General features: G+C 68.9%; 20 protein-coding genes and 1 tRNA gene. 9 read left to right on the top strand and 12 right to left on the bottom strand.

Annotation, left to right across the window (positions count from 1 at the left end):
• Positions 1–155 precede the first annotated feature (155 nt).
• Complete coding sequence (locus tag C9992_RS14485) at positions 156–1,175, top strand: LacI family DNA-binding transcriptional regulator (protein WP_106816342.1); 1,020 nt, start codon at positions 156–158, stop codon at positions 1,173–1,175.
• Positions 1,176–1,219: 44 nt separating this feature from the next.
• Here the strand turns inward: C9992_RS14485 and C9992_RS14480 are convergent, their stop codons facing one another.
• The gene (locus tag C9992_RS14480) at positions 1,220–3,766 is read right to left on the bottom strand and encodes a CBM35 domain-containing protein (RefSeq protein ID WP_160150898.1); all 2,547 of its coding nucleotides are present in this window, start codon (positions 3,764–3,766) and stop codon (positions 1,220–1,222) included.
• Positions 3,767–4,034: 268 nt separating this feature from the next.
• Here C9992_RS14480 and C9992_RS14475 point away from each other — a divergent pair, with 268 nt between their 5' ends.
• Both C9992_RS14475 and C9992_RS14470 read left to right on the top strand, forming a co-directional pair.
• Positions 4,035–4,784: an SDR family NAD(P)-dependent oxidoreductase gene (locus C9992_RS14475; protein WP_106816340.1), complete on the top strand. Its 750-nt coding sequence runs from the start codon at positions 4,035–4,037 to the stop codon at positions 4,782–4,784.
• Positions 4,785–4,955: 171 nt separating this feature from the next.
• Positions 4,956–5,555: a TetR/AcrR family transcriptional regulator gene (locus C9992_RS14470; RefSeq protein ID WP_106816339.1), complete on the top strand. Its 600-nt coding sequence runs from the start codon at positions 4,956–4,958 to the stop codon at positions 5,553–5,555.
• 73 nt (positions 5,556–5,628) lie between these two features.
• On the opposite strand, the gene C9992_RS14465 is transcribed toward C9992_RS14470, so the two are convergent.
• The 3 genes from C9992_RS14465 to C9992_RS14460 all read right to left on the bottom strand — a co-directional run bounded on the left by C9992_RS14465 (position 5,629) and on the right by C9992_RS14460 (position 7,256).
• Positions 5,629–6,279 carry a hypothetical protein gene (locus C9992_RS14465; RefSeq protein WP_106816338.1) on the bottom strand — a complete coding sequence of 217 codons (651 nt, stop codon included), beginning with the start codon at positions 6,277–6,279 and terminating at the stop codon, positions 5,629–5,631.
• 30 nt (positions 6,280–6,309) lie between these two features.
• Positions 6,310–6,480 carry a KOW domain-containing RNA-binding protein gene (locus C9992_RS18255; protein WP_200826351.1) on the bottom strand — a complete coding sequence of 57 codons (171 nt, stop codon included), beginning with the start codon at positions 6,478–6,480 and terminating at the stop codon, positions 6,310–6,312.
• A gap of 83 nt (positions 6,481–6,563) precedes the next feature.
• Entirely contained in the window at positions 6,564–7,256 is a 693-nt protein-coding gene (locus C9992_RS14460) for a CPBP family intramembrane glutamic endopeptidase (RefSeq protein WP_106816337.1), read from the bottom strand.
• A gap of 73 nt (positions 7,257–7,329) precedes the next feature.
• On the opposite strand from C9992_RS14460, the gene C9992_RS14455 reads away from it, so the two are divergent.
• Positions 7,330–7,923: a TetR/AcrR family transcriptional regulator gene (locus C9992_RS14455; protein WP_106816336.1), complete on the top strand. Its 594-nt coding sequence runs from the start codon at positions 7,330–7,332 to the stop codon at positions 7,921–7,923.
• A 115-nt stretch (positions 7,924–8,038) separates the two neighbouring features.
• Here C9992_RS14455 and C9992_RS14450 read toward each other — a convergent pair.
• Positions 8,039–8,129: transfer RNA gene (locus tag C9992_RS14450), tRNA-Ser, on the bottom strand.
• A gap of 68 nt (positions 8,130–8,197) precedes the next feature.
• Positions 8,198–9,049, bottom strand: coding sequence for a class II glutamine amidotransferase (locus C9992_RS14445; protein ID WP_106816335.1), 852 nt, complete (start codon positions 9,047–9,049; stop codon positions 8,198–8,200).
• Positions 9,050–9,240: 191 nt separating this feature from the next.
• Here C9992_RS14445 and C9992_RS14440 point away from each other — a divergent pair, with 191 nt between their 5' ends.
• From C9992_RS14440 to radA, 4 genes are all read left to right on the top strand, one after another.
• On the top strand, positions 9,241–10,611 hold the full coding sequence (locus C9992_RS14440) for an MFS transporter (RefSeq protein ID WP_106816443.1): 1,371 nt from the start codon (positions 9,241–9,243) through the stop codon (positions 10,609–10,611).
• Between the two features lie 119 nt (positions 10,612–10,730).
• Complete coding sequence (locus C9992_RS14435; RefSeq protein ID WP_106816334.1) at positions 10,731–11,684, top strand: L-lactate dehydrogenase; 954 nt, start codon at positions 10,731–10,733, stop codon at positions 11,682–11,684.
• Between the two features lie 173 nt (positions 11,685–11,857).
• Positions 11,858–13,045 (top strand): serine hydrolase domain-containing protein, encoded by a 1,188-nt coding sequence (locus C9992_RS14430; protein WP_200826350.1) that lies wholly within the window; start codon positions 11,858–11,860, stop codon positions 13,043–13,045.
• Between the two features lie 84 nt (positions 13,046–13,129).
• Positions 13,130–14,500, top strand: a complete 1,371-nt coding sequence (radA, locus tag C9992_RS14425; RefSeq protein WP_106816441.1) for a DNA repair protein RadA — start codon at positions 13,130–13,132, stop codon at positions 14,498–14,500.
• A gap of 332 nt (positions 14,501–14,832) precedes the next feature.
• Here radA and C9992_RS14420 read toward each other — a convergent pair whose 3' ends face one another.
• The 6 genes from C9992_RS14420 to C9992_RS14395 all read right to left on the bottom strand — a co-directional run bounded on the left by C9992_RS14420 (position 14,833) and on the right by C9992_RS14395 (position 20,565).
• The gene (locus C9992_RS14420) at positions 14,833–15,243 is read right to left on the bottom strand and encodes a dehydrogenase (RefSeq protein WP_106816333.1); all 411 of its coding nucleotides are present in this window, start codon (positions 15,241–15,243) and stop codon (positions 14,833–14,835) included.
• Between the two features lie 34 nt (positions 15,244–15,277).
• A complete protein-coding gene (locus tag C9992_RS14415) occupies positions 15,278–15,994 on the bottom strand; it encodes a FadR/GntR family transcriptional regulator (protein ID WP_106816332.1) in 717 nt (238 codons plus the stop codon).
• 116 nt (positions 15,995–16,110) lie between these two features.
• Positions 16,111–16,884 (bottom strand): 3-oxoacyl-ACP reductase, encoded by a 774-nt coding sequence (locus C9992_RS14410; protein WP_106816331.1) that lies wholly within the window; start codon positions 16,882–16,884, stop codon positions 16,111–16,113.
• 123 nt (positions 16,885–17,007) lie between these two features.
• On the bottom strand, positions 17,008–18,369 hold the full coding sequence (locus tag C9992_RS14405; RefSeq protein ID WP_106816330.1) for an aldehyde dehydrogenase family protein: 1,362 nt from the start codon (positions 18,367–18,369) through the stop codon (positions 17,008–17,010).
• Complete coding sequence (locus C9992_RS14400; protein ID WP_106816440.1) at positions 18,366–19,103, bottom strand: gamma-glutamyl-gamma-aminobutyrate hydrolase family protein; 738 nt, start codon at positions 19,101–19,103, stop codon at positions 18,366–18,368. The genes C9992_RS14405 and C9992_RS14400 overlap by 4 nt, the downstream gene beginning before the upstream one ends.
• Before the next feature lie 106 nt (positions 19,104–19,209).
• Positions 19,210–20,565: a glutamine synthetase family protein gene (locus C9992_RS14395; protein ID WP_106816439.1), complete on the bottom strand. Its 1,356-nt coding sequence runs from the start codon at positions 20,563–20,565 to the stop codon at positions 19,210–19,212.
• A 176-nt stretch (positions 20,566–20,741) separates the two neighbouring features.
• Here C9992_RS14395 and C9992_RS14390 point away from each other — a divergent pair, with 176 nt between their 5' ends.
• Positions 20,742–22,325 carry an amino acid permease gene (locus tag C9992_RS14390; protein ID WP_106816329.1) on the top strand — a complete coding sequence of 528 codons (1,584 nt, stop codon included), beginning with the start codon at positions 20,742–20,744 and terminating at the stop codon, positions 22,323–22,325.
• Positions 22,326–23,295: the final 970 nt, after the last annotated feature.

Genomic DNA, 23,295 nt, shown 5'->3' with positions numbered 1-23,295 from the left:
GCACACGGTTTCCCCAACCCGCTCTGGTCGGGTTCCGCCAGCGGGTTGTTCGTATCAGTGATACGTATAAGTCCTAGTATGCTTCACGTGAAGTCGATGCGTCAACCACAGATCCGTTCCGTCTGGTGATGCGAGACGCGGAGAGCAGAGGGAGCATGGCAGGTCGCGCCACGAGCCGCGACGTCGCGCGGCTCGCAGGGGTGACGCAGGCGACGGTGTCGTACGTACTCACCGGTAAGGGTTCGATCTCGGCTGAGACGCGCGAAAGAGTCAAGGCGGCCGCCAAGGAGTTGGGCTATCAGCCGAACCTCGCTGCGAGGGCGATGCGCACCCGCAAGACCGGCCGGATCGCGGTGGTCATGGGCATACCGATCTACAACCCGGTGCAGATGCTCGCCGGAGCCGGGTCGGCGGCCAAGTCCGAGGGCTTCGAAATGGAGGTGCACAGTGTCGACGGCGACATCGACGCTGTGAGCTCGCGCATCGTGGAGCTCGCCGGCTCCGGGCAGTACGAGGCCGTGCTGTCGTTCGTTCCCACCTCCCCCGCCGTGGTCGCTGCCGTCCCCGCCGACGTCGCCTTCCTCACGGCCGCGAGCTTCGACGAGCAGATGCACTCCGCAGGGGAACTGGCGGATGCCGGTCCGGTGGCCACCCTCATCGAAGATCTCATCGCACTCGGACACACACGCTTCCTCCACGTCGCCGGCGAACCGGGCTTCGCGTCTGCCGACAGCCGCGTGCACGTGTACACGGCGACCATCGAGCGGCTGGGAGTGGAGTCCTTGGGCGTCGTCGGCTACGCGTGGACGGGTGAGGCGGGAGCGGAGGCGATCCGGGCGCTTCCCGAGACAGCACCGCCCCTGGCCGTCATCGCGGCCAACGACCTCGTCGCCATCGGCGTCATGCGTGGAGCTGCGGAGCGGGGGTGGTCGGTGCCGGGAGATGTGAGCGTGACCGGCTGGGACAACTACGACGTCAGCCCGTTCCTCTGGCCCTCGCTGACCACCGTCGACAATGACCGTGCCGAAGCGGGCCGTCACGCGATGCGGCGCCTCATCGCGACTCTGCGCGGGCAGGAGTGGCCGGAGTCCGACGAGCCCCCACGCGGCCGGATCATCTGGCGGGAGTCGACGGCGCCACCGAGGACACGTCAGAGCGATGCCCACGGGGAATGAGCGGACGGGGGACCGCCGGTGACGGCCCGCCGTCCGCTCATCCGCTAGCCGCAGCTGTGCGCGTCGTACGCGAACGACCGCGTCGTCGACACGTCGCCCTCGGCGCGCTCACCTTCGGCCGTGGCCGTGAGTTCACCCTCTGGCAAGGTGGCGAGGTGGGTGGTGAAGGGGTGGAACATCGACTTGCCCGCACCCACCACGCGGAAGGTCCGCTCTCCGAACTCGGCGGCGACGGTGATGGCCAGCGGGATTTCGTCGTTGTTCGTGACGGTCACCCTCACCTGGTTCTTGCCGCCCACGCACCGGCTGACGACAGTGACGTCGTAGGCGGCAGGTGCGGGCTTGTCGGCGGTCAGCGAGAGCAGCTCGAAGAAGTCGAGCGTGATCGCGTCGGCCGTCGGCTGCTCGCCGCTTCGGACCTCGCGGACCTCCACCTGGTGAGAACCGGCGGAGAGGGCGATCACCCCTACCGCCGTGGTCGTGAACGACCCGTCGCCGGACTGATCGATCGGTCCGCCTACGGCCTCGCCGTCGACGTAGAGCTGGGCGACACCCGCGCCCTCCGACGAGCCGCCACCGAAGTCGAGCCGGTAGACACCCGCTCGGGGCACCTCGATCGAATACGTCACCTGGCCGCCGGCGGTCGGGGTCGCGAGGACCACGGCCGCCCCGGCGCCTGCCGCCTGCGACTCTGTGCGCGTCGTGGCTGACCCGTCGCTGACCACACCATCGAGACCCTCCGCTTCGAGCCGTATCACTGCGGCGTCCGCGAGCGACGGGACGATGTCGACGCGCGCCGATGCTCCCGCCGGGAGCGCGAACGGCACTTCGGCCCGCCCGTCGACGACCGCGACGTCGGCATCCAGCTCCACGACCGGCGCCGGGACGGCGGGAGTGTTGGCGAAGACGGCAACGCGCGCTCGCACCGCGTCGGATCGAATCAGCTCGGAGGGGATGTTCGTCAGTCGCAGGTTGACGTCCTGCGCCTCTGCCGTCTGATTTCCCACCAGCGTCACCGAGCGCCGCAGATCGGGATCGAAGCCCGACAGCGCGTCGACCGGAGCGGGGCCGGCGATCGTGACCTCCCCCGCAGTCACTCCGAGATGGTCGATGTTGGGACCGCGCGAACCCGTGTTCGTCACCCGGATGGTGTTCTGCCCCTGTACGAGATCGGCGTGGACGACTTCGTACGCCCAGCCGCTCCATCCACTCGTCCGCGGGAATGCGGAGCGCGTCACCACCTCGCCGTTGACCGCCACGTCGGACGGCCGATCGCCCGTGCCTCCGTTGGCGTAGCGGACGAAGAGCGTGTACGTACCTGCGGCCTCGGCATCCACCGTCCACTCGGCCCAGTCACCGCTCGCGTTCAGCGGGTTCCAGAAGCCCGTGCCGGTGAACCCGCCCCAGTTCGAGGCGATCTGCGCTCCGGAGATCTGCGCGGTCTCCGCCTCGTAGATCGTGTCCGGTCCGGTGAACTCGGGAACATCGCCCGACACCGTGGAAACGAGATGCCCCGTCATGTCCCGATAGGCGTTGAGGTTCCACCACGCACCGCGCGGCGTGTTGAGGTCACGCGAGACGGCATTGCCGAGGGTCGGGCGGAAGGCCGGGTCCTGCCCGTCCCACTCCCATGACGCCACGTTCGCCGACTCGAGTCCGATCGTCGCTGCTCGCTCGAACTGCGCGAGCCAGCGAACGTGTTGACCGGCGTGCCAGGCATTCGGGTTGCCGTAGCCCTGACCCTGGAACTCGGTGATCGCGACCGGCATCGGGGTGATCCCGTTGGCCACCATCCAGTCGTTGATCTCCTTCACGTGCTGAGGAACGCTGGTCGGCGTCGGGGAGAGCTCGTGCCAGGTGAGCAGGTCCGGAAGGCAATCGTTCGCCTTGCAGAAGGTGAGGAACTCCGTGAGGCGCGGCATGTTGAACCCGTACACCTCCGGACCCTGCACACGTGCCCCGGGATCCACCGACGTGATGACGTCGTGCGCGATCTTGTGGGCCTGCAGGTACCTCGTGTACGGGCGCTGCGACGTGTTCCACTGGAGGTTCGGCTCGTTCCAGACGATCCACGAGTCCACCACGTACTGGTTGTCGATGGCCTCCTGCACCACGCCGCGGACGATCTCGCGCCATGTATCCCAGTCCCCGCCGTCGCCCGGACGGTAGGAGCTCAGGGGGTTGTCGACCGCATCCTTGTAGTAGTACACGCCGACCTGAAGATTCACGCCGGTCGCCTTCACCCGGTCATACGTCGCCCGATCGAACAGGCTCGGCAGGTTGGGGTGATGGTCCGCGCCGCGGATCGTGCGCACGTCGACCCCATCGATGAGATGCTGAGCGGGATCCACTGCATCGATTCCGTGCAGGAAGCCGCTGGCCACCTGGTTCGAGGGGCCGGCGTCGACGGCGTAGTCGACTGTCACGTTCACCGGCTCCGCCGCGTCTTCGGCGGCGAATGCGGATGCCGTGATCGAGCTCAGTGCGAGGCATCCCGCGGCCGCAGCGGCGATGATCGCGCGCCGCCCACGGGACGGACTTGTCATGCGTGGCGGAGGCGCTCCCTCGAGCAGCCCGTGCGTGGTGGACATCATCTACTCTCCTTTGCGCAGATCGACCGAGCCGCCAGGATGCGCTTCGGGAAGCGCCGGCGGCATTGCCGTGGCGGCGATACGTGCGTGACTTATACGTATCACCGACACCTTGAGGCATCGGAAGAGTCTGTGTCAAGAGTCGATTCGCGAGCGAGCGTGGTCCCCGCTCACAGTCGTCCTTCCCTCGCGATTTCGATATCGATCGGTGGCCTAAATGGTAGAGTCACATTCGCACCGATCGGTGCATAACGATGAAGGGCGAACAGTGAACAGGTTCGAGGGCAAGACCGCTGTCATCACCGGGGGCGGAACGAACGGAATCGGACGCGCCGCTGCGGCGCGGCTCGTCGACGAGGGTGCGCACGTGTTCATCATGGGCCGTCGTGAGCGTGAGCTCGAGGGGGCCGTCATGGAGATCGGTCGCAACGTGACCGCCGTCCCGGGCGACATCAGGAACGTCGCGGACCTCGAAGCGCTGTTCACGGAGGTCAAGAGTCACGGCAAAGGCCTCGACATCCTCTTCGCCAACGCGGGCGTCGCGACGTTCGCGACGATCGATGAGCTCACGGAAGATGATCTGAACCACGTGCTCGGCATCAACGTCGTCGGCACGATGCTCACGGTGCAGAAGGCGATCCCGCACCTCAACACCGGCGCGTCTGTGATCATCAATGTGTCCACTTCGGCGGACCGCGGCGCACCGGGCATGGGAGCGTACGCTGCGTCCAAGGCGGCGCTGCGCAGCTTCACGCGCACCTGGGCGAACGAGCTGAAGGATCGCGGCATCCGCGTCAACGCGATCTCCCCTGGCCCGACCGATACCTCCGGCGTCGTGGAACTGGTCGGCGCGGAGAACGTGGCGGCATACAACGAAAGCCTTGCCCGCCAGCTTCCGATCGGCCGCACCGCGCGCCTCGAGGAGATGGCAGGCGTCGTGGCGTTCCTCGCATCCGAGGACAGCAGCTTCATGCTGGGTGCGAACGTGCTCGTGGACGGCGGAGTGAACCAGATCTGAGACCCGGGTTCAGCGGCTGAGAACCTCAGATGTCGGCGAGGATCTCGGCACCGCCCCCGACTCTGGGAAGGATGCGGGCGGCGTTCGCTCGTAGTCGACCGGCGTGTCGGGCGAGAGCTCCAGGCCCAACGCTTTGTGCACTGCTCGGTGCCGAACCGATACGCTTCAGGGATGGGGCAGGTACAACGCGGCCGTCCGCGCTCGTTCGATGCGGAGGCGGCGCTCTCGGAGGCGCTGAACGTGTTCTGGGAACACGGATATGAAGGAGCAAGCCTCGCGCTCCTCACGGACGCCATGGGGATCTCTCGCAAGAGCATGTACGCCGCGTTCGGGAACAAGGAGGATCTGTTTCTTCGAGTCCTGCGGCTCTACGAGCAAGGCCCCGGCTCATACCCGCGAGACGCCATCGCGGAGCAGACAGCCCGCGAGGTCGCACGCACCTACCTTGAGGGAGCAATCCAAGCCGGCACCCAGCCGGGACGCCCGGCCGGCTGCCTGGGCGTGCGCGCGGCGCTTGCGGTCGGTGTCACCGGGGAGAACGTCCAAGGGATCCTTACGGCGTGGCGCGCGAAAAGTCAGGCCGACCTGCGAACGCGGTTCCAGCAGGCCATCGAGGAGGGGGACCTTCCCGAGGATGCCGACGCAGACCTCATCTCGCGCTACCTCACCACCGTCGCCGACGGCATCGCCGTGCAGGCCCAGGGGGGCGCGGACCGCGAGACCCTGCGCCGCGTCGCCGCTGCCGCGCTGGATAACTGGCCTCCTGCGTGAGTCGTCGCGGGCATAGTCCCCGCGCCGTAGGACATCGACACGCTCCGTCAGCAGATCGCGACCTGCACCAGACTCAACTCGCGAGATCGTCCAGCCAGCTCGAACGCATTCGCGTGGCACGTTCAGCGCTCCCCACGACAGCAGCGAACCCGATGGCGACGTTCGCTGCGATCGGCAGGTTGATGGGTGACTGGAAGGTCCCGATCGAGTCGGCGATGAATGGGGCCTCCGAGAGGGTCTGGAGGAGTTGAGGGACCGTTACGCTCAGCCCGATCACGACCAGCACAGTGGACACGATGCTGATCAATCGGCTCAGCCGCGGATGCGTGCGATGCAACTGCGCGCGACGGCCTTCCGCGGAAGCCGGGTCGGGCACGAGACGCGTCTCCTCGCCGGTGGCCGACACGTAGTGGCCCCGCTTCACACCGAAGGTGCCGACGGCGACCTCGATATGGCCTCCCGGCACCGCGAAGCGCGCCGGCACCTTCGAGTACGCGAGCAACGAACCGTCGAGGTACAGCCGAGCGCGGACGACGCCATCGCCGCCGTCGCCTCCGCGGCGGATGTCGACGGCGTATTCGGCTGTGGTGCCGTCGGGTCGGACGGAAGTATGCGTCAGCAGCGATCGGGTGAACACCTGCCACCACCGGAAGCGTGCCAGCGGCTCGCCCGCACCAGGCCGCACCCGGCCTTCGGCGAGACGGTTGCGCCATCCTCTCAGCACCGCGGGCTCCAATCGTCCGACGAGGCGCAGTCAGGAACGGAAGATCGTCAGTTCGTCACCCGTGAAGTAGTTCTGGGTGACGCCGCCGACGCGCACGAGGTATCGCCCGCCCTTCTCGTCGATCGACACGACGGTTCCGACATTTCCCGTCATCACGGCACCGGTGACCTGGACGGTGTCGCCGATCTGGAATTCCTGCATGAGGTGTCCTCTCTCTTCACGGGGTCGCCTGACGCGTCCCCGACTTCTCGATGGCACCGGCTCGTGCAGCCGGCGCGCAGTGCCTACCCGCCGACGAGCGCGTCCGCGACGATGGAGTAGCCGTTGTAGCTCGCGTGCACGATGACGCCTGGCCAGATCGATGCGGTCGCGCGGAACAGCAGTGCGGTGATCACCCCGACGACGAACGCCACGGGGAGGATGAGGTTGATGCCGTGCGATACGGCGAAGATCGCCGCGCTCACAGGGACGGCGACCCAGCCCCCGAAACGGAGCAGCCAGTTGGTGACGACGCCGCGGAACAGCCATTCCTCCCCCACCGGTGTCAGCACGGCGCCCGCGAGCAGCGTCAGCAGCAGCAAGGCAGGACCGCCGGACGCCGCCGCGGCGTAGTCGGTCTGGATGTCGTCGAGGGGGCCGAGAAGGAGCACGACTCCGAGGGCGATGAGGATGTTCAGCACGATCACACCGACACCGGCACCGATGGCGATGAAGATCCAGCGAGGTGCCACGGAACGGATTCCGAGCGCCGGGAGATCATGGACGCGGCTGAACAGGACGATCGCGACGGCGAGGAGGGGCGCGAGTCCCGCCACCAGATACTGCGCGACACCCGCAGTCGCCGAATCGGTCGGCATCGCGATCAGGAGGGCGATTCCGATCCCGTAGAGGACCGCAGCAGCAGCCAGCGCGATTGCCACACTGGCCCCGGTGATCGGTCGTCGACGGCCGGTAGGCAGGAACGTCGCCTGGGTCATGTATGTCCTCCGCAGTAGCACAGTGTGCTAGTTCGAGCATCGAATGTAGCACAGTGTGCTACCCTCATGGGGGATGAACGAGGATCAGTTCGCCAGCACGCGCGAGCGCATTCTGGAGGCGGCCGTCGCCGTCGCTCGCAGCGGCGAAAAGGTGACCGTCCGGGGAGTGGCCGCACGCGCCGGCGTGGGGATGGGAACCCTCCGGTATCACTTCGGGACGCAGCGCGAACTGCAGGACGCGGTCCTGTCTTCGCTGTACGAGGCCGCCCTTCCTGACGAGCGCATCCGCGACGCGAGCGTGCCGCCCGGCGAGCGTCTGCTCGAATGCCTGGGACACCTGTTGACGCCGCTCGGGATCGATCGCACCGCGCGCGAGGCGTGGACGGACATCTTCCGCACCTTCATCGATCTCGAGGCTCCTGACGCCACCCGTGACCGGTACGTCGAGTTGCACCGGCAGACGATGCGGCGGATCGAGTCGTGGCTGTCGATCCTGGTCGAGGAGGGTTCGCTTGCCCGCGGCGATAACAGCGCCCGCGCGACGTTCCTCCTGACCGTCGTGAACGGCCTGGCCGTGCAGCGCGCCCTCCCAGCGGAGTCGGCACCCCTCGAGACGGAGAAGACGGTGCTGCAGTGCACGATCGGGGCTCTTCCGTTCACGCGGTGAGGCGCGTCCTCAACGAGCAAGCACTCCGCGGCGTCCGGCCTGCGAGATGACCGATCTCGTCTGCGACGACGAGCACACGTGGCAGAAGAAAACCCCTGCTGAACAGGGGTTTTCATGGCGGTGACGGTGGGATTTGAACCCACGGTAGGGGGTTACCCTACACAACTTTTCGAGAGTTGCACCTTCGGCCGCTCGGACACGTCACCGCCGATCAGTTTACGACACGTGAGAGGATGCCGCGAATCGACGCCCACGGCACGACCCCGCAGCCGCGTCACGCCGCGAGGAAGTCCTCGTGGCGGTAGCCGTCAGGATCGAGCACGGCGACCGTCGATTCCGGCACCTCGAGGAACACGCCGGGAAGATCGTTCAGTGGCTCGGAGACGACCACCTGGGCGTGGTCGCCGAAGATCCTCAGGCGCTCGGCATCCGGGTACATCTCGCGAAGCGTGGGCAGATCGGCCGAGTGGAAAAGCGTCCGCGATCGACCCTGGGTCGAGTACCGGAAGGCCCACAGCGTCTGCCCGTCCGACACGGCGATCGTCCCCTGCATCGGGAACTGCACGCCCGCTGCGTGGCCGGCTTCCTCCACCCGGCGGATGGCGGCGCCCACCGCCCTTATCGGGTCGTCGGCGAGCCCGAGCGTGAGGGCGAGGTGGAAGAGCACCTCGGTGTCGGTCGTGCCCTCGATGTCGGGGTACAGCGACGGGTCGACGGCGAGCACGAGCTCGCGCTTGAACAGCCCGAAACCCGAGATCGCCCCGTTGTGCATGAACAGCCAGTTGTCGTGGCGGAACGGGTGGCAGTTCGTCTGCTGGATGGGCGGCCCTGCGGCCGCGCGCACGTGCGCGAAGAAGAGCGGACTGAGCACCGCCCGGCTGATCTCGCGCAGGTTCTGGTCGTTCCACGCCGGCTCGATGCTGCGGAAGACGGACGGATGCCGCGCGCCGGCCGCATCCGGCCCGCCGCCGTCGACGGGGTACCAGCCGAAGCCGAACCCGTCACCGTTGACGGTCTCAGCACCCAGCGGCGAGTTCTGCGCCATCGCGACGACGGAGTGCTGGGCGTCGAGGATCAGGGTGGCCGGCACGAGCGGCTCCCCGGTGTAGGCAAGCCAGCGGCACATCGCAACCCCCAGAGGTCGTGAGCTCGAGGCGCCGCACAGCGGCGTTGCCGTCATCGTAGGGCCGCCCAGCCGCCCGGTACAGCCCCGCGCCGAATCATCCGGCCCGGCCCACGGTGTCGGCGCACGGGTCTAGCCTGGGGCGCGTGACCCAGGAGCCCGCCGCCCAGGACGCACCGGCGACCGCCGCGCGCATGAACACGACGCAGCGATTCGTGCTGTGGATCGCGATCCTCGGCTCCTTCGTCGCGTTCCTCGACGGCACGATCATCAACGTCGCCCTGCCGGCGATCAGCGACGAGCTGGGCGGCGGCATCACGACGCAGCAGTGGGTCGTGGACGCGTACCTCATCACACTGGGTGCGCTCATCCTCGTCGCAGGCTCGGTGAGCGACGCCTACGGGCGGGTGCTCGTCCTGCGGATCGGCCTCATCGGGTTCGGCGTGGCATCCGTCGCGATCGCCGCCGCCCCGACCGCGGAGTTCCTCATCATCGCTCGCGGCGTGCAGGGCGCGGCGGGAGCATTCCTGGTGCCCAGTTCGCTCGCCCTCATCACCTCCAACTTCTCGGGCGCAGCGCAGAGCCGGGCGATCGGCGTCTGGACCGCCATGACGACCTCCGCGATGATCGTGGGCCCACTGATCGGCGGGGCGCTGGTCGACTTCGCCTCGTGGCGACTGGCGTTCCTCATCAACGTGTTGCCGATCGGAGCCACGCTGGTGCTGCTGGCGCGCGGCGGCTTCCGCGACACCCGGCACGCGGATGCCTCGATCGACTGGCTCGGCGCGGCCCTGTGCACCCTCGGGCTCGGCGGCATGGTCTTCGCGCTCATCGAGCAGCCCAACCTCGGGTGGTCCTCCCCCGCGATCTGGGGCCCGCTCGTCCTGGGCGCCGGGCTGTTCGTCGCGTTCATCCTGCGGCAGCGGTTCGTGCGCAGCCCAATCCTGCCGCTGGACCTCTTCCGCGTCCGCAACTTCTGGACGGGCAACGTCGCGACGACCTTCATCTACGGCGCCCTCGCACTGAACGGCCTCGTCGTGGTCGTCTACCTGCAGGAGGGCCCCGGTCTGCCTGCGACGCTCGCCGGCCTCGCCAGTCTTCCCATGACGATCCTCATGATCCTGTTCAGTTCGCGCATCGGCGCGCTGAGCGGAAAATGGGGGCCGCGGTTCTTCATGACCGTCGGGCCGCTGACGATGGGAGCGGGCGCGCTCCTTCTCCTCACGGTGAGCACCGAGTTCTCGTACTGGTGGCAGGTGCTGCCGTCGATGATCGTCATGGGGGCCGGCCTCGCCCTCACGGTCGCGCCTCTCACCTCCGCGATCCTCGGCGCGATCGGGCCGGAGCGCTCCGGCATCGCCTCCGCGGTGAACAACGCGGTCGCGCGGGTGGCAGGACTCATCACGGTCGCGCTCCTGGCGACCATCGTCGGGGGCACGCTCGATCTCGAGGGATTCCACCGCTCGGCGATCGTCACCGCGGCGCTCATGATCGCCGGCGGCATCACGTCGTTCCTCGGCATCCGCAATCCCCCGCGCGAGAAGACAGACGGCACGTCGTCCTGACGCGGAGCGATGCCGCAGCACAGCGGTCGCGGCATCCATCGTCCCGCAACGCGGTGCTCACCAGTGGTGCGACCGGGGGCGCGGTGGCCGCACGGTACCGACCCTGGAAGACTGGCGGCATGGCCGTCATCGAGAACTCGAAAGTCACCGTCGTCGGCGCCGGCAGCGTCGGCTCCAGCACCGCGTACGCTGCCCTGATCCGCGGATCGGCGCGGCACGTCGCGCTGTACGACATCGCGACCCAGAAGGTGGAGGCCGAGGTGCTCGACCTCGCGCACGGCACGCAGTTCACCGGCTCGAGCGACATCGTCGGCGGCAGTGACCTGTCTGTCGTGGAGGGATCGCACGTCGTCGTCATCACGGCCGGCGCCAAGCAGGACCCCGGCCAGACGCGCATCGAACTGGCCGGCGTCAACGCCCGCATCATCAAGACGATGATGCCGCAGCTGCTCGAGGCCGCGCCCGACGCCATCTACGTCATCGTCACCAACCCGTGCGACGTGCTGACGGTGCTCGCGCAGGAGGACACCGGCCTGCCGCCGGAGCGCATCTTCGCCTCGGGCACCGTGCTCGACACGTCCCGGCTGCGGTGGAAGCTCGCGCAGCGCGCGGGCGTCTCGACGAGCAGCGTGCACGCCTACATCGTGGGCGAGCACGGCGACACCGAGTTCCCGCTGTGGTCGAAGGCCACCATCGGCACCGTGCCCATCCTCGAGTGGGTGACGCCGCAGGGCGACCGCATGACGGTCGACGAACTGGACCAGATCGCGATCGACGTGCGCGACGCGGCCTACAAGGTGATCCAGGGCAAGGGCGCGACCAACTACGCGATCGGCCTGTCCAGCGCGCGCATCGTCGAGGCCATCCTCAACGACGAGCATGCCGTCATGCCGGTCTCCCCCGTGCTGCACGGATTCCACGGCGTCGACGGCGTCGCGCTCTCGGTGCCGTCGATCGTCAGCGCCGCCGGCGCCGTGCCGGTGGCCGAGACGCAGTTCGACGCGCGGGAGCTCGAACTCTTCCACGCCTCCGCCGACGCGCTGCGCCAGGTCGCCGGCTCGCTGCGCTCCTAACCACCGGACCCCAGGGCGGGCTGGCTTCCAACCCTGCATCACGGAGCAGGCACGATCCGTCGGAACGGACGGCGCGACCCCGTCGGCAGCGCGGCAGAGGCGACTCAGGTCCCGTGCTCCCGGGTGACGCACCCGGTAGCGTCGGCCTGGGTCGACGAGACGGGGGCATCATCGTGCGCACACTTCGCAGCCGCCGCGCCACGCGCGCGGCATGGGCGGCGGCAACCATCGTGGCGGTGCTCGGCGCCGCGGGATGCGCAGCCGCGGGGCTCGCGGCGGGGCCAGACACCACCGCTTCCGCGACCCCGACCGACACGGCGATTCCCGCCGACACGGCGGCGGCGTTGCAGGCCGTGCTCGACGACACGCGCGACGAGATCGGCTATCCGGGCGTCGTCGCTCGCGTCATCACGCCGGACGGCGTCTGGACCGGCGCGTCCGGCACCTCCGCGCCTGGCGGGGACACCGCGCCGGCGCCCGACGACCACACCCGCGTCGGCAGCCTCACCAAGACCATGACGGCGACGATCCTCCTCCAGCTGGTGGGCGAGGGCCTGGTCTCGCTCGACGATCCGATCTCGCAGTACGTCCCCGACTCGCCGAACGGCACGGCGACATTGCGCCAGCTCGCCGACATGACGAGCGGCATCCCGTCGTACTCCCTCGACCCCGCGTGGCAGGCGGCCTACTTCGGCGATCCGAGCGCTGTCTTCACGACACAGCAGCTGCTGGACTACGCCAAGGAGCTGCCGCTGGTCGGTGCGCCCGGAGAGGTGTGGCAGTACTCCAACACCAACTACGTCCTGCTCGGGATGGTGATCGAGAGCGTGCTGGACCGACCGCTGGACGAGGTGTTCGAGGACCGCATCTTCGCGCCCCTCGGAATGGACGATTCGGTGTTTCCAGCGAGCTCCGCCGCCATCCCGGAACCGCACCTGGTCGGCATCACCGCCCAGAACCAGCCCGCGGGACAGACCGTCGACGCCACCGATTGGAACCCGTCCTTCACCAAGGCCGCCGGTGAGGTGATCTCGACGCTCGACGACCTGACCCTGTGGGCGCACGCTCTTTTCACGGGCGAGGACATGCTGACGCCGGAGCTTCAGCAGCTGCGTCGCGACTCGATCCTCTCCTCGCCGCCCCCGAACGACGAGCAGGGCGGCTACGGACTCGGCTGGGGTCAGCGCCCCGACGGCTACTGGGGACACTCCGGGACGATCCCGGGATTCACGACATCCCTGTTCCACAGCTACGACGACGACACCACCATCATCGTCGTGGTGAACAGCGACGTGCAGCTCGCCTCGGGCGAGGTGCCCGCGCCGGCGGTGTTCGAGGCTCTCGCGTCGGCCCTGGGCTGAGCCCTCACGACGGAACGATGACGGATGCCTCGGCTCGAGGCGTCTGTCACCGGCGATGTCGCCTCCCCGCCGTACAGTGAAGCCATGGCCGCAGCCCGACGCCCGACGCAGACCGCGCCCTACCGGTGCACCGAGTGCGGGTGGACCACGATCAAGTGGGTCGGGCGCTGCGGGGAGTGCCAGCAGTGGGGCACGGTGGTCGAGGCGTCCGAGCAGACGGGCATCGTCCGGTCGGTCACGCCCGTGGCTCCCGGTGCAGGGCGCACAGCACAGCCGATCACCCGGATCGACACCTCCGATGCGCCGCGTCGCACCACCGGGGTCGGCGAGTTCGATCGCGTGCTGGGTGGAGGCCTCGTGCCTGGCGCCGCGATCCTGCTGTCGGGCGAGCCCGGGGTCGGCAAGTCGACCCTCCTGCTCGAGGTCGCCGCGCAGTCCGCGCGTGCCGGCCGGCGCGTGCTGTACGCCAGCGCCGAGGAGTCCACCGCACAGGTGCGCTTGCGGGCCGAGCGCACGGGCGCGCTGCACGATGAGCTGTATCTGGCAAGCGAGACGGATCTCGCGACGATCCTCGGCCACGTCGACGATGTCACTCCGGACCTGCTGATCGTCGACTCGGTGCAGACCGTGTCGTCCGCGCTGTCGGAAGGCATGGCCGGCCACCCGTCGCAGGTGCGCGAGGTCGCCGCGACCCTCATCCGCGTCGCCAAGGAGCGCGGACTGCCGACGATCATCGTCGGTCACGTCACGAAGGACGGCTCGATCGCCGGGCCGCGCATCCTCGAGCACCTGGTCGACGTGGTGTGCCAGTTCGAAGGGGACCGGCAGACGTCGCTGCGCTTCGTGCGGGCCCTGAAGAACCGGTTCGGTCCCACCGACGAGGTGGGATGCTTCGACATGACCGGAGCCGGCATCGCGGAGGTGCCCGACCCGAGCGCACTCTTCCTCGGTCACGGCAGTACCGAACCCGGAACGTGCGTGTCCATCGCGCTGGAAGGTCGCCGTGCCCTGCCCGTCGAGGTGCAGGCACTCACCATCGACAGCAAGTCGCCGAACCCCCGGCGCATCGTGAACGGCGTCGATGCGGCGCGCGTGGCCACCGTGCTCGCCGTGCTCGAGAAGCGCGTCGACATCAAGACCTCCGACAAGGACGTCTACGTCTCCACCGTCGGCGGCGTGCGGTTCGCAGAACCCGCAGCCGATCTGGCGATCGCCCTTGCGGTCGCCGGTGCGGTGAAGGGCTGGAACATCCCGCGCCACATCGCCGCCGTCGGCGAACTGAGCCTCGCCGGCGAGATCCGGCCGGTGACGCAGGCCGCGCAGCGGCGTACGGAGGCGGCGCGGTTGGGCTACCGCGACCTCATCGACGACCGCTCCGGGCGCCTGCGAGGGGCACTCGACGACGTGCGAACACGCGCCAAGGGCGATCCGAAGGACGGCGCGCCGAACTTCTGACCGACCGCCCGTTGCAGCGGGTGCGCGGGTCGGGAAGGATCAGCGCCCGCGCGGGCGACGCCGCCGCTGCGACGGCATGACCCCCAACGCGACCGGGATCACGAGTCCCGCGGCGCAGACGATTCCGACGAGCAGGAATTCCACCCGGCGAGTCTGCCGGGCCGCTGTGCGCAATGCAACTTCTGGTCCGGAGTGTCGCCCCCACCCCGCCGATCGAGCAGCGAGGCCCGCACCCCGCCGGTCGAGCCGCGCGGCCCGCGCCCCGCCGATAGAGCAGCAGGGAACGAGCGTATCGAGCCCCCGCAGCAACCCCGCGGTCGCGACCGAACGGCTCAGGCGTCGAGAGCGGCGATGAGGTCCCCCGGCGACGCCTGCATCGGGTGCGGACCGGCGATGTCGAAGAACACGGTCGTGATCTCGTGCTCGTGCGCACCCAGGAACGCCCGCAGCCACGCCGGCGACTGCAGCGCCACCCCCGGCGGCAGCGTGGCCGGCTTGTGGGCTGCGTCGCTGAACAGCAGCAGTGCGACATCCCCCGTCTTGGGGTCGCGGTAGGTCCACACCTCGCCGACGTCGAGCGGGTTGTCGCGGTGGCCGGGACGCATCAGGGGCACGACGGTCGGACCGTGCCGCAGCGCGAACGCCACGGCCGCCATGTCCTGCGTCTGAAGGGCATCACTCAGCTGAGTGTTGCGGAACTCGAGGGGCTCCTTCCCCTTCTTCGCGCGCTTGCTGCCTGCCATCCGTCCAGAGTAGCGAAGGGGCCTCCGCGTCCCGTCAGGCGAGGAACCCCCGCAGCAGCGCCTCCGAACCGGCGAGGTGTTCGAGGATCGCCGCCTCGGCGGCATCCGGTCGCCCCGCGAGGATCGCGGTCACGATGTGCTCGTGCTGGGCGTTGGAATGCTCGATGTTGCGCGGCAGCAGCGGGAAGGTGTCGAGCCACTCGTTCACTCGCGCGCGGTTCTCGGCCGCCAGGGCGACCAGCGACGGGATGCCGGCCAGCTCGGCGATCGTCAGGTGCAGCAGCGTGTCGAGCCGGCGATAGTCGCCGGTGGATGCCGCATTCACGGCCTCGTAGCGAGCCCACAGGTCCTCACGAGCGGCGGCGTCGAGGGTGCGAGCGGCGGCCGCGCGGGCTGCTCCGGCCTCGAGTACCCGGCGCAGCCCGAGGACGTCGTCGAGCTCGGCAGCGTCGACGTCGCGCGGGTGCGGAGGCTGCGGGAGCGGGTCAGCCACGAACGTGCCGCCGTACCGGCCGCGACGGCGCACGAGATAGCCGGTGTCGGCGAGCTCGCGGATGGCCTCGCGCACCGTGTCGCGGCTGACCGCGTACAGGACGGCGAGCTCACGCTCCGACGGCAGCGACTCACCAGGGGCGACGACACCGAGCCGGACCGTCTGCGCCAGCCTGGCCACGGTGTCTTCCAGGGCGTTGCCCTCGCGCACGGGCCGGTAGACGGCCTTGCGCACCTCGTGCAGCGACGCGTCGGTCACGGCAGCGTCCCGCGATCCAGCGCACAACTCAGGCTGACCGCCACCGCGCCCCCGAAAACCCCAGGGTGTGGCATCCGATCCCGTTGTTCTGCCTGAATTGCGAGCATGCGGCGACCTTACAGCGGCGTGACGTAGGCGTTGGTGATGCCGCCGTCGACCACGAACCCGGTGGCGGTGATGAACGACGCATCGTCGGACGCGAGGAACGCCACAGCCGCCGCCAGCTCCTCGGGCTCGGCGAAGCGGCCCATCGGCACGTGCACGAGACGGCGCTGAGCGCGCTCCGGGTCTTTCGCGAACAGCTCCTGCAGCAGCGGCGTGTTGACCGGTCCCGGGCACAGCGCGTTCACGCGGATGCCCTGCCGCGCGAACTGCACACCGAGCTCCCGCGTCATCGCCAGCACACCGCCCTTGGACGCGGTGTATGAGATCTGCGACGTCGCCGAACCCAGCAGCGCCACGAACGACGCGGTGTTGATGATCGAGCCCCTGCCGGCGGGCACCATGTGCCGCAGCGCCGCACGCGAGCACAAGTACACGCTCTTGAGGTTGACATCCTGCACGCGGTCCCACGCGGGCAGCTCGGTGGTCTCGATCGAGTCGTCGTCGGCCGGCGAGATCCCGGCGTTGTTGAAGGCGATGTCGATGCGACCGAACTCGGCGGCGATCCCGTCGAACACGGCGTTCACCTGGCGCTCGTCGGCCACGTCGACCGCACGGAAGACGCCGTCGACCTCGTCGGCGGCGACCTCACCCGCCGACGGATCGAGGTCTGCGATGACGACGCGCGCGCCCTCCGCCGCGAAGCGGCGCGCCGTGGCCAGACCGATCCCGGAGGCACCTCCGGTGATGATGGCCACCCGATCCTTGAGTCTCGCCGTCAGATCCATGGTTGTGGGCTTCCTTTCTGGTGCATGTCCCGATTTCCATCGCTCGAGGGACGCTCGATCGACCGAAAGTGGGACACGAAGGCGTGAGATGGGGACACACGGGGGATTGCGGGCGGCATCGGGTCACGCCTCCGTCGCGAAGAAGACGTTCTTCGTCTCGGTGAAGTGCTCGGCGGCGTCCGGACCGAGCTCGCGGCCGAGACCCGAGGCCTTCATGCCGCCGAACGGCGTCCAATAACGCACCGAGGAGTGCGAGTTCACCGACAGCACGCCGCTCTTCACGCCGCGCGATACGCGGACGGCGCGCCCCAGGTTCTCCGTCCAGATCGATCCCGCCAGCCCGTAGATCGTGTCGTTGGCGAGCCGGATCGCATCGGCCTCGTCGTCGAACGGCAGGACCGCCACGACCGGGCCGAACACCTCGTCGCGCGCGATGCGGTCACCACGATCAGCCAGAACGACGGTCGGCGCGAACCAGAAGCCGTCGCCCTCGGGCGCCGAGCCGCGGAAGGCGACCTTCGCGCCATCGAGGAAGCCGGCGACCGTGGAGCGGTGGGATGCCGAGATCAACGGTCCCATCTCGGTCCGCTCGTCTGCGGGGTCGCCCACGCGCCAAGCCTGCACCGCGGGTTCGAGCAGCTCGAGGAACCGGTCGTACACCGACCGCTCGACGAGGATGCGGCTGCGCGCGCAGCAGTCCTGCCCGGCGTTGTCGAACACCGCGCCGGGCGCCGAGGCGGCCGCCTTCTCGAGGTCGGCGTCCGCGAACACGATGTTCGCGCTCTTGCCACCGAGCTCGAGCGTGACGGGCTTGAGCTCACGAGCGCAGCCGGCCGCGACATCCGTCCCCACCGACGTCGACCCGGTGAACACGACCTTGCGCACGTCGGGATGCGACACGAAGCGCTGGCCCACGACCGAGCCCGACCCGGTGACGACGGTGAACAGCCCGTCCGGCAGGCCGGCCTCCCGGGCCAGCTCACCGAGGCGCATCGCGGTGAGCGGCGTGAGCTCCGCCGGCTTCAGCACCACTGCGTTTCCTGCGGCGAGCGCCGGAGCGAAGCCCCACGAGGCGATCGTCATCGGGAAGTTCCACGGCACGATGATCCCGACCACGCCGTAGGGCTCGTGGAACGTCACATCGAGCCCGCCCGCCACTGGGATCTGTTGACCGCTCAGGCGTTCCGGAGCGCCCGCGTAGAAGTTCAGCACCTGCGCGACGTGGGAGGCCTCCCACCGGGCCGAACCGATCGGGTGTCCCGAGTTCAGCACCTCGAGCTGCGCGAGCTCTTCGACGTGCGCCTCGACGACGCGGGCGAAGGCGCGCAGCGCGTCGGCCCGGGCCACCGGCGGCAACGACGCCCAGGCCCACTGGGCGACGACGGCGCGCGCGATGGCGGCGTCCGTCTGCGCCTCATCCGCCCGCGCGATCTCGCGGATCGGCTGCGCGGTCGCCGGGTTGACGACGGTGAACGTGGCGCTCATGCCCGGACTCCGCTCGCATGAGCGAAGGAGGAACGCGCGAGACGAAACGCGGATGCCTCGGCCACGAGCCCGGCGAAGAGCCGGCGGTCCTCGCGATTCTCCTCGGGGTGCCATTGCACGCCGACGAGGTAGCCGTCGCCGTCGGACTCGAACGCCTGCACCAGCCCGTCGTCGGTGCGGGCGGTCGCCACCAATCCCTCACCCAGTCGATCGATGCCCTGGTGGTGGTAGCTGTGCACATCCAGGGACCCGGCACCCACCAGCCCCGCCAGGCGCGAGCCTTCGTCGACCATCACTTCGTTCACCGCGAAGACCCCGCCGCCGATGCGGTACCGCTCGGTGCCCAGCGCCTCGGGCAGGTGCTGGTGCAGCGTGCCGCCCCGCGCGACGTTGACGAGCTGGAGCCCGCGGCAGATCGCGAGCACCGGCATCCGTCGCTCCTCCGCCCCGCGGAACAGTGCGAGCTCCCACGCATCCCGATCGGGGCGGGCCGGATCGGTGAGCGGATGCCGCGGCGCGCCGTACAGCGCGGGGTCCACGTCGAGGCCCCCGGTGAGGATCAACCCGTCGAGCCCGTCGAGCACGGCCGCCGCGGCGGCGTCGGGGTCGGGCTGCGGCGGGAGCAGCACGGCGATGCCACCGGACGCGGCGACCGAGTCGAAGTACTGCTGCGGCAGGAAGGCGGCGCGCACATCCCACACCCCCTGCTTGGCCTGCTCGAGATACGTCGTCAGGCCGACGACCGGCTTACGCGTTTCGCCTCGGTCGCCGGCGCTCCCTCGCTCAACGACCGGGTGGTCGGTCGTTGAGCGAGGGAAGCGAGACGAGACGCTCGAGACATCAGAGGCGTTCGAAACCACGCACCCTCTCCCAATCGGTCACGGCGGCGTCGTAGGCCTCGACCTCGATGCGCGCCTGGTTCAGGTAGTGCTCCACCACGTCATCGCCGAACGCAGCCCGCGCGATAGCGGACTGATCCAGCAGCTGTGCCGCCTCGCGCAGCGTCATGGGCAGATGCTCGACCCCGGCGGCGTAGGCGTTGCCCTCCAGCCGGCCGGGAAGGGGCAGCTCATGTTCGATGCCGTGCAGTCCGCCCGCGATGATCGCAGCGATGCCGAGATAGGGGTTCACGTCGCCGCCGGGCACCCGGTTCTCCACGCGGAGGGAAGAGCCGTGTCCCACCACGCGCAGCGCGCAGGTGCGGTTGTCGAGGCCCCACGCGATGCCCGTCGGCGCGAAGGAGCCCTTCGCGAACCGCTTGTACGAGTTGATGTTCGGCGCGTAGAGCAGCGTGAACTCGCGCAGCGTCGCGAGGATGCCGGCGATCCAATGCTCCATGAGCGGGCTGAAGCCGTGCTCGCCGTCGCCGGCCATGACGGCGTCGCCGGACGCCGACCGCACCGAGAGATGGATGTGGCAGCTGTTCCCCTCGCGCTCATTGAACTTGGCCATGAACGTCAGCGACTTGCCGTGCTGCTCGGCGATCGCCTTCGCACCGTTCTTGTACAGCGCGTGCTGGTCGGCGGTCTCGAGCACCTCGGCGTAGCGGAACGCGATCTCCTGCTGGCCGAGGTTGCACTCTCCCTTGACGCCTTCGGTGTACAGCCCGGCGCCGTCCATCGACAGGCGGATGTCGCGCAGCAACGGCTCCAGCCGCCCCGAGGCGAGCAGGTCGTAGTCGACGTTGTAGTCGGTCGCGGGGGTGAGGTCGCGGTAGCCCTTGGCCCAGGCATCCCGATACGTGTCGTCGAACACGATGAACTCGAGCTCCGTGCCCGAGTACGCCACGAGTCCGCGGTCGGCCAGTCTCGAGCGCTGTCGCTGGAGGATGTCGCGAGGCGACTGGACGACCGGCGCGCCGCTCTCCCACGTGAGGTCGGCCATGACGAGGGCAGACCCGGCGAGCCACGGGATGCGACGCAAGGTCGAGACGTCGGGGCGGAGCATCATGTCGCCGTAGCCGGTCTCCCAGCTCGACATGGCGTAACCGTCGACCGTGTTCATGTCGACGTCGACCGACAGGAGGTAGTTGCACGCCTCCGCTCCGTGCGGCAGAACCTCCTCCTGGAACAGCCGCGCCGACACGCGCTTTCCGACCAGGCGCCCCTGCGCGTCGGCGAAGGCCACCACGACGGTGTCGATGTCGCCCGCGGCGATCGCGGCGCCGAGCTGCTCGACGGTGAGGTTTCCCGGCATCCGCTTCTCCTCCGTGTCGACGTCACGAGCGCGGTCCTGGCGAACCGCGCTCATCCGCACACTCTAACCAGATTCCCCTCCAAAGGTAGACACAGCCGACCAATAGGCGCCACAATCGGCGAAAAGCGCATGAGCGCGACCCGAGCGCACCTCTCTTCGCGACCCCTGGAGGACCGATGTCCCAAGCGAGCAGTGCAGCACAGCCGGAGTCTCCGGCCTCATCATCCGACAGTTCCGCCAAGGTCGCCGGCGCGACCTATACGCGGGCCGGCCAGGAGTACTTCCAGCGCCGCACCCTGAAGCGCTCCGCGGGAGTGTGGGGATTGTGGGGCCTGGCCGTCGCCGCCGTCATCTCCGGCGACTTCTCCGGGTGGAACTTCGGCATCGATGCGGCCGGTTTCGGCGGCATGGTGATCGCCTTCGTCATCCTCGTGGCGATGTACTACGGCATGATCTTCTCGATCGGCGAGATGGCGGCCGCGATGCCGCACACCGGCGGCGCCTACTCGTTCGCGCGGTCGGCGATGGGACCGTGGGGAGGCCTCGTCACCGGCGCCGCCGAGACGATCGAGTACGTCGCCACGACGGCGGTGATCGTCTTCTTCTCCGCGTCCTATGCCGACGCGATCACGTCCGAGCTCCTGGGCGTGTCACTGCCGGGCTGGGTGTGGTGGATCATCCTGTACGCGGTGTTCATCGCCCTCAATGCGGCCGGCGCGAACATCTCGTTCCGCTTCGCGATCATCGTTTCGATCATCTCGATCGGCATCCTGGTGGTCTTCTCGGTGATGGCCCTGTTCTCGTCTGCGCTCGACTGGGGCTCCCTGTGGAACATCGCACCGGATCCGGGCTGGAACGAGTTCCTCCCGCACGGTGTGCTGCCGATCCTGTTCGCACTGCCGTTCGCGATGTGGTTCTTCCTCGGCATCGAGGAGCTGCCGCTGGCCGCCGAGGAATCGCACGACCCGGTGCGCGACATCCCGCGTGCCGGCTTCTGGGCCCGCGGCACGCTCATCGTCACCGGCCTGCTGGTGCTGTTCCTCAACACGGCGGTGATCGGAGCGGAGGCGACAGGCGTCGCAGCGGAGCCGCTGCTCGACGGCTTCCGCGCGATCGTGGGCGACCAGCTCGCCGCCGTGCTCGCGCTGTTCGCCCTGATCGGGCTGCTCGCATCTCTGCAGGGCATCATGTTCGCGTACGGCCGCAACATGTACTCGCTGTCGCGGGCCGGCTACTACCCCAAGTTCCTCTCGCTCACCGGCAAGCGCCAGACGCCGTGGGTGGCGCTCGTCGTCGGGGCGCTCATCGGCTTCATCGCGCTGGTGGTGCTCGACGTGCTGGCCAGCATCGACCCCGACAACGTCGGTGCCGTGGCCGGCGCGATCGTGCTCAACATCGCGGTGTGGGGCGCCGTGCTGGCGTACCTGATGCAGATGATCGCGTTCATCATCCTCCGCCGGAAGTACCCCAACGCCCATCGCCCGTACCGCAGCCCGTGGGGCGTCACCGGAGCGGTCGTCGCCGCGGTCATCGCGGCGCTCATCTTCCTCGGGTTCCTGCTCAACTCCGCGTTCCAGCCGGCGATCGTCGCGATCGGCATCGTCTACATCGTGATCCTCCTCGGGTTCGCGCTGTACTTCCGCCACCGACTGGTCCTCTCACCGGAGGAGGAGTACGCGATCTCCGGCGGCGAGCACGGCGACCCGCAGAGCGAGGGGTACGACGCGATGGAGACCGAGGTCTTCGGCGACAAGCCGTAGCGGTCGCGACCAAGGCGGGGGCACGAGCGAGGCGGATGGGGCCGCCTCGCTCCACCCGTCCGCGGGCCGGAGGACGCGGCACACAGAAGCGCCGGTCGCGGCGCTTTTGCGATCTCCGACACGACAAGAAACTTGTCCCCCAAAAGGTGGACAAGGATGCCTGGAATGGTTATCTTTGATGGGCCACCAACGGCTGGGGAGGTGTTGGCTGGCGAACTGGGGAGCTGGGATCTTCTGGGGCGAAACTGGGACCACTGAACTTCCGCAGCGAAGCGGCCCCTCGGATGCCATTGCAGGGCGTCCGAGGGGCCGCAACTCCGCCTCCGCCCTGACCGCTGGGAACGGCCGGTCCGGCACTGGGGAGGCCGGACGTCGGTGCTGGGGACACCTCGACGGTAAACATCAGACGGAATCGGGATCACTCTAACGTGTGCCCCCCGCCTCAGCGCCAGCATCCACGCCATTCCCGGCGTTTGGACGGCGGGCGGACGCAGCGCACGGCATCCTCAACTTCCCCTGAGCTTTCGCTTGCTGACCTGGGATGAGTTGTCCCCCATATGGGGGACACGGTATTTTGTGTAGTGCGGGATCTGAGGTCGCCTGGGGAGGCACTCAGTCTGGGACCCGCAACGGAAGCGAGCGATCTGGGGACGCCCGGCTTCCGTCCCCCAGCGACGATGCTCCCCTCGGTCGCAGGTACGCGTCCGAGGGGAGCATCGGAACCGCGTCGGCCGTGCAGACTTCCTGCTGGGGACAGGTACAGTGCTGGGGACACCGGCACAGCTCATGTCAACGCATAGGTTCCCGCCACACGATATCGGGCGGCGGGCCTCGCGAACGTCAGGACGCGGCACGACACGCGCCTACGCGCCGGAATGCGCACACCGGAAGCCCCTCAACGCATAGGTTCCCGCCACACGATATCGGCCGGCGGGCCTCGCGAACGTCAGGACGCGGCGCGACACGCGCC

It is taken from the genome of Microbacterium timonense (assembly GCF_900292075.1).
Lineage (GTDB): Bacteria > Actinomycetota > Actinomycetes > Actinomycetales > Microbacteriaceae > Microbacterium > Microbacterium timonense.
Note: the sequence above shows the minus strand (reverse complement) of the source record. Positions and strands in the feature narration are given on the sequence as shown.

What these genes read in the sequence shown, in the direction of transcription:
- C9992_RS14485 (WP_106816342.1), top strand. Translation starts at nt 156, where the DNA reads ATGGCAGGTCGCGCCACGAGCCGCGACGTCGCGCGGCTCGCAGGGGTG.
- C9992_RS14480 (WP_160150898.1), bottom strand. Translation starts at nt 3,766, where the DNA reads ATGTCCACCACGCACGGGCTGCTCGAGGGAGCGCCTCCGCCACGCATG.
- C9992_RS14470 (WP_106816339.1), top strand. Translation starts at nt 4,956, where the DNA reads ATGGGGCAGGTACAACGCGGCCGTCCGCGCTCGTTCGATGCGGAGGCG.
- C9992_RS18255 (WP_200826351.1), bottom strand. Translation starts at nt 6,480, where the DNA reads ATGCAGGAATTCCAGATCGGCGACACCGTCCAGGTCACCGGTGCCGTG.
- C9992_RS14460 (WP_106816337.1), bottom strand. Translation starts at nt 7,256, where the DNA reads ATGACCCAGGCGACGTTCCTGCCTACCGGCCGTCGACGACCGATCACC.
- C9992_RS14455 (WP_106816336.1), top strand. Translation starts at nt 7,330, where the DNA reads ATGAACGAGGATCAGTTCGCCAGCACGCGCGAGCGCATTCTGGAGGCG.
- C9992_RS14445 (WP_106816335.1), bottom strand. Translation starts at nt 9,049, where the DNA reads ATGTGCCGCTGGCTTGCCTACACCGGGGAGCCGCTCGTGCCGGCCACC.
- C9992_RS14440 (WP_106816443.1), top strand. Translation starts at nt 9,241, where the DNA reads ATGAACACGACGCAGCGATTCGTGCTGTGGATCGCGATCCTCGGCTCC.
- C9992_RS14435 (WP_106816334.1), top strand. Translation starts at nt 10,731, where the DNA reads ATGGCCGTCATCGAGAACTCGAAAGTCACCGTCGTCGGCGCCGGCAGC.
- radA (WP_106816441.1), top strand. Translation starts at nt 13,130, where the DNA reads ATGGCCGCAGCCCGACGCCCGACGCAGACCGCGCCCTACCGGTGCACC.
- C9992_RS14420 (WP_106816333.1), bottom strand. Translation starts at nt 15,243, where the DNA reads ATGGCAGGCAGCAAGCGCGCGAAGAAGGGGAAGGAGCCCCTCGAGTTC.
- C9992_RS14410 (WP_106816331.1), bottom strand. Translation starts at nt 16,884, where the DNA reads ATGGATCTGACGGCGAGACTCAAGGATCGGGTGGCCATCATCACCGGA.
- C9992_RS14405 (WP_106816330.1), bottom strand. Translation starts at nt 18,369, where the DNA reads ATGAGCGCCACGTTCACCGTCGTCAACCCGGCGACCGCGCAGCCGATC.
- C9992_RS14395 (WP_106816439.1), bottom strand. Translation starts at nt 20,565, where the DNA reads ATGCCGGGAAACCTCACCGTCGAGCAGCTCGGCGCCGCGATCGCCGCG.
- C9992_RS14390 (WP_106816329.1), top strand. Translation starts at nt 20,742, where the DNA reads ATGTCCCAAGCGAGCAGTGCAGCACAGCCGGAGTCTCCGGCCTCATCA.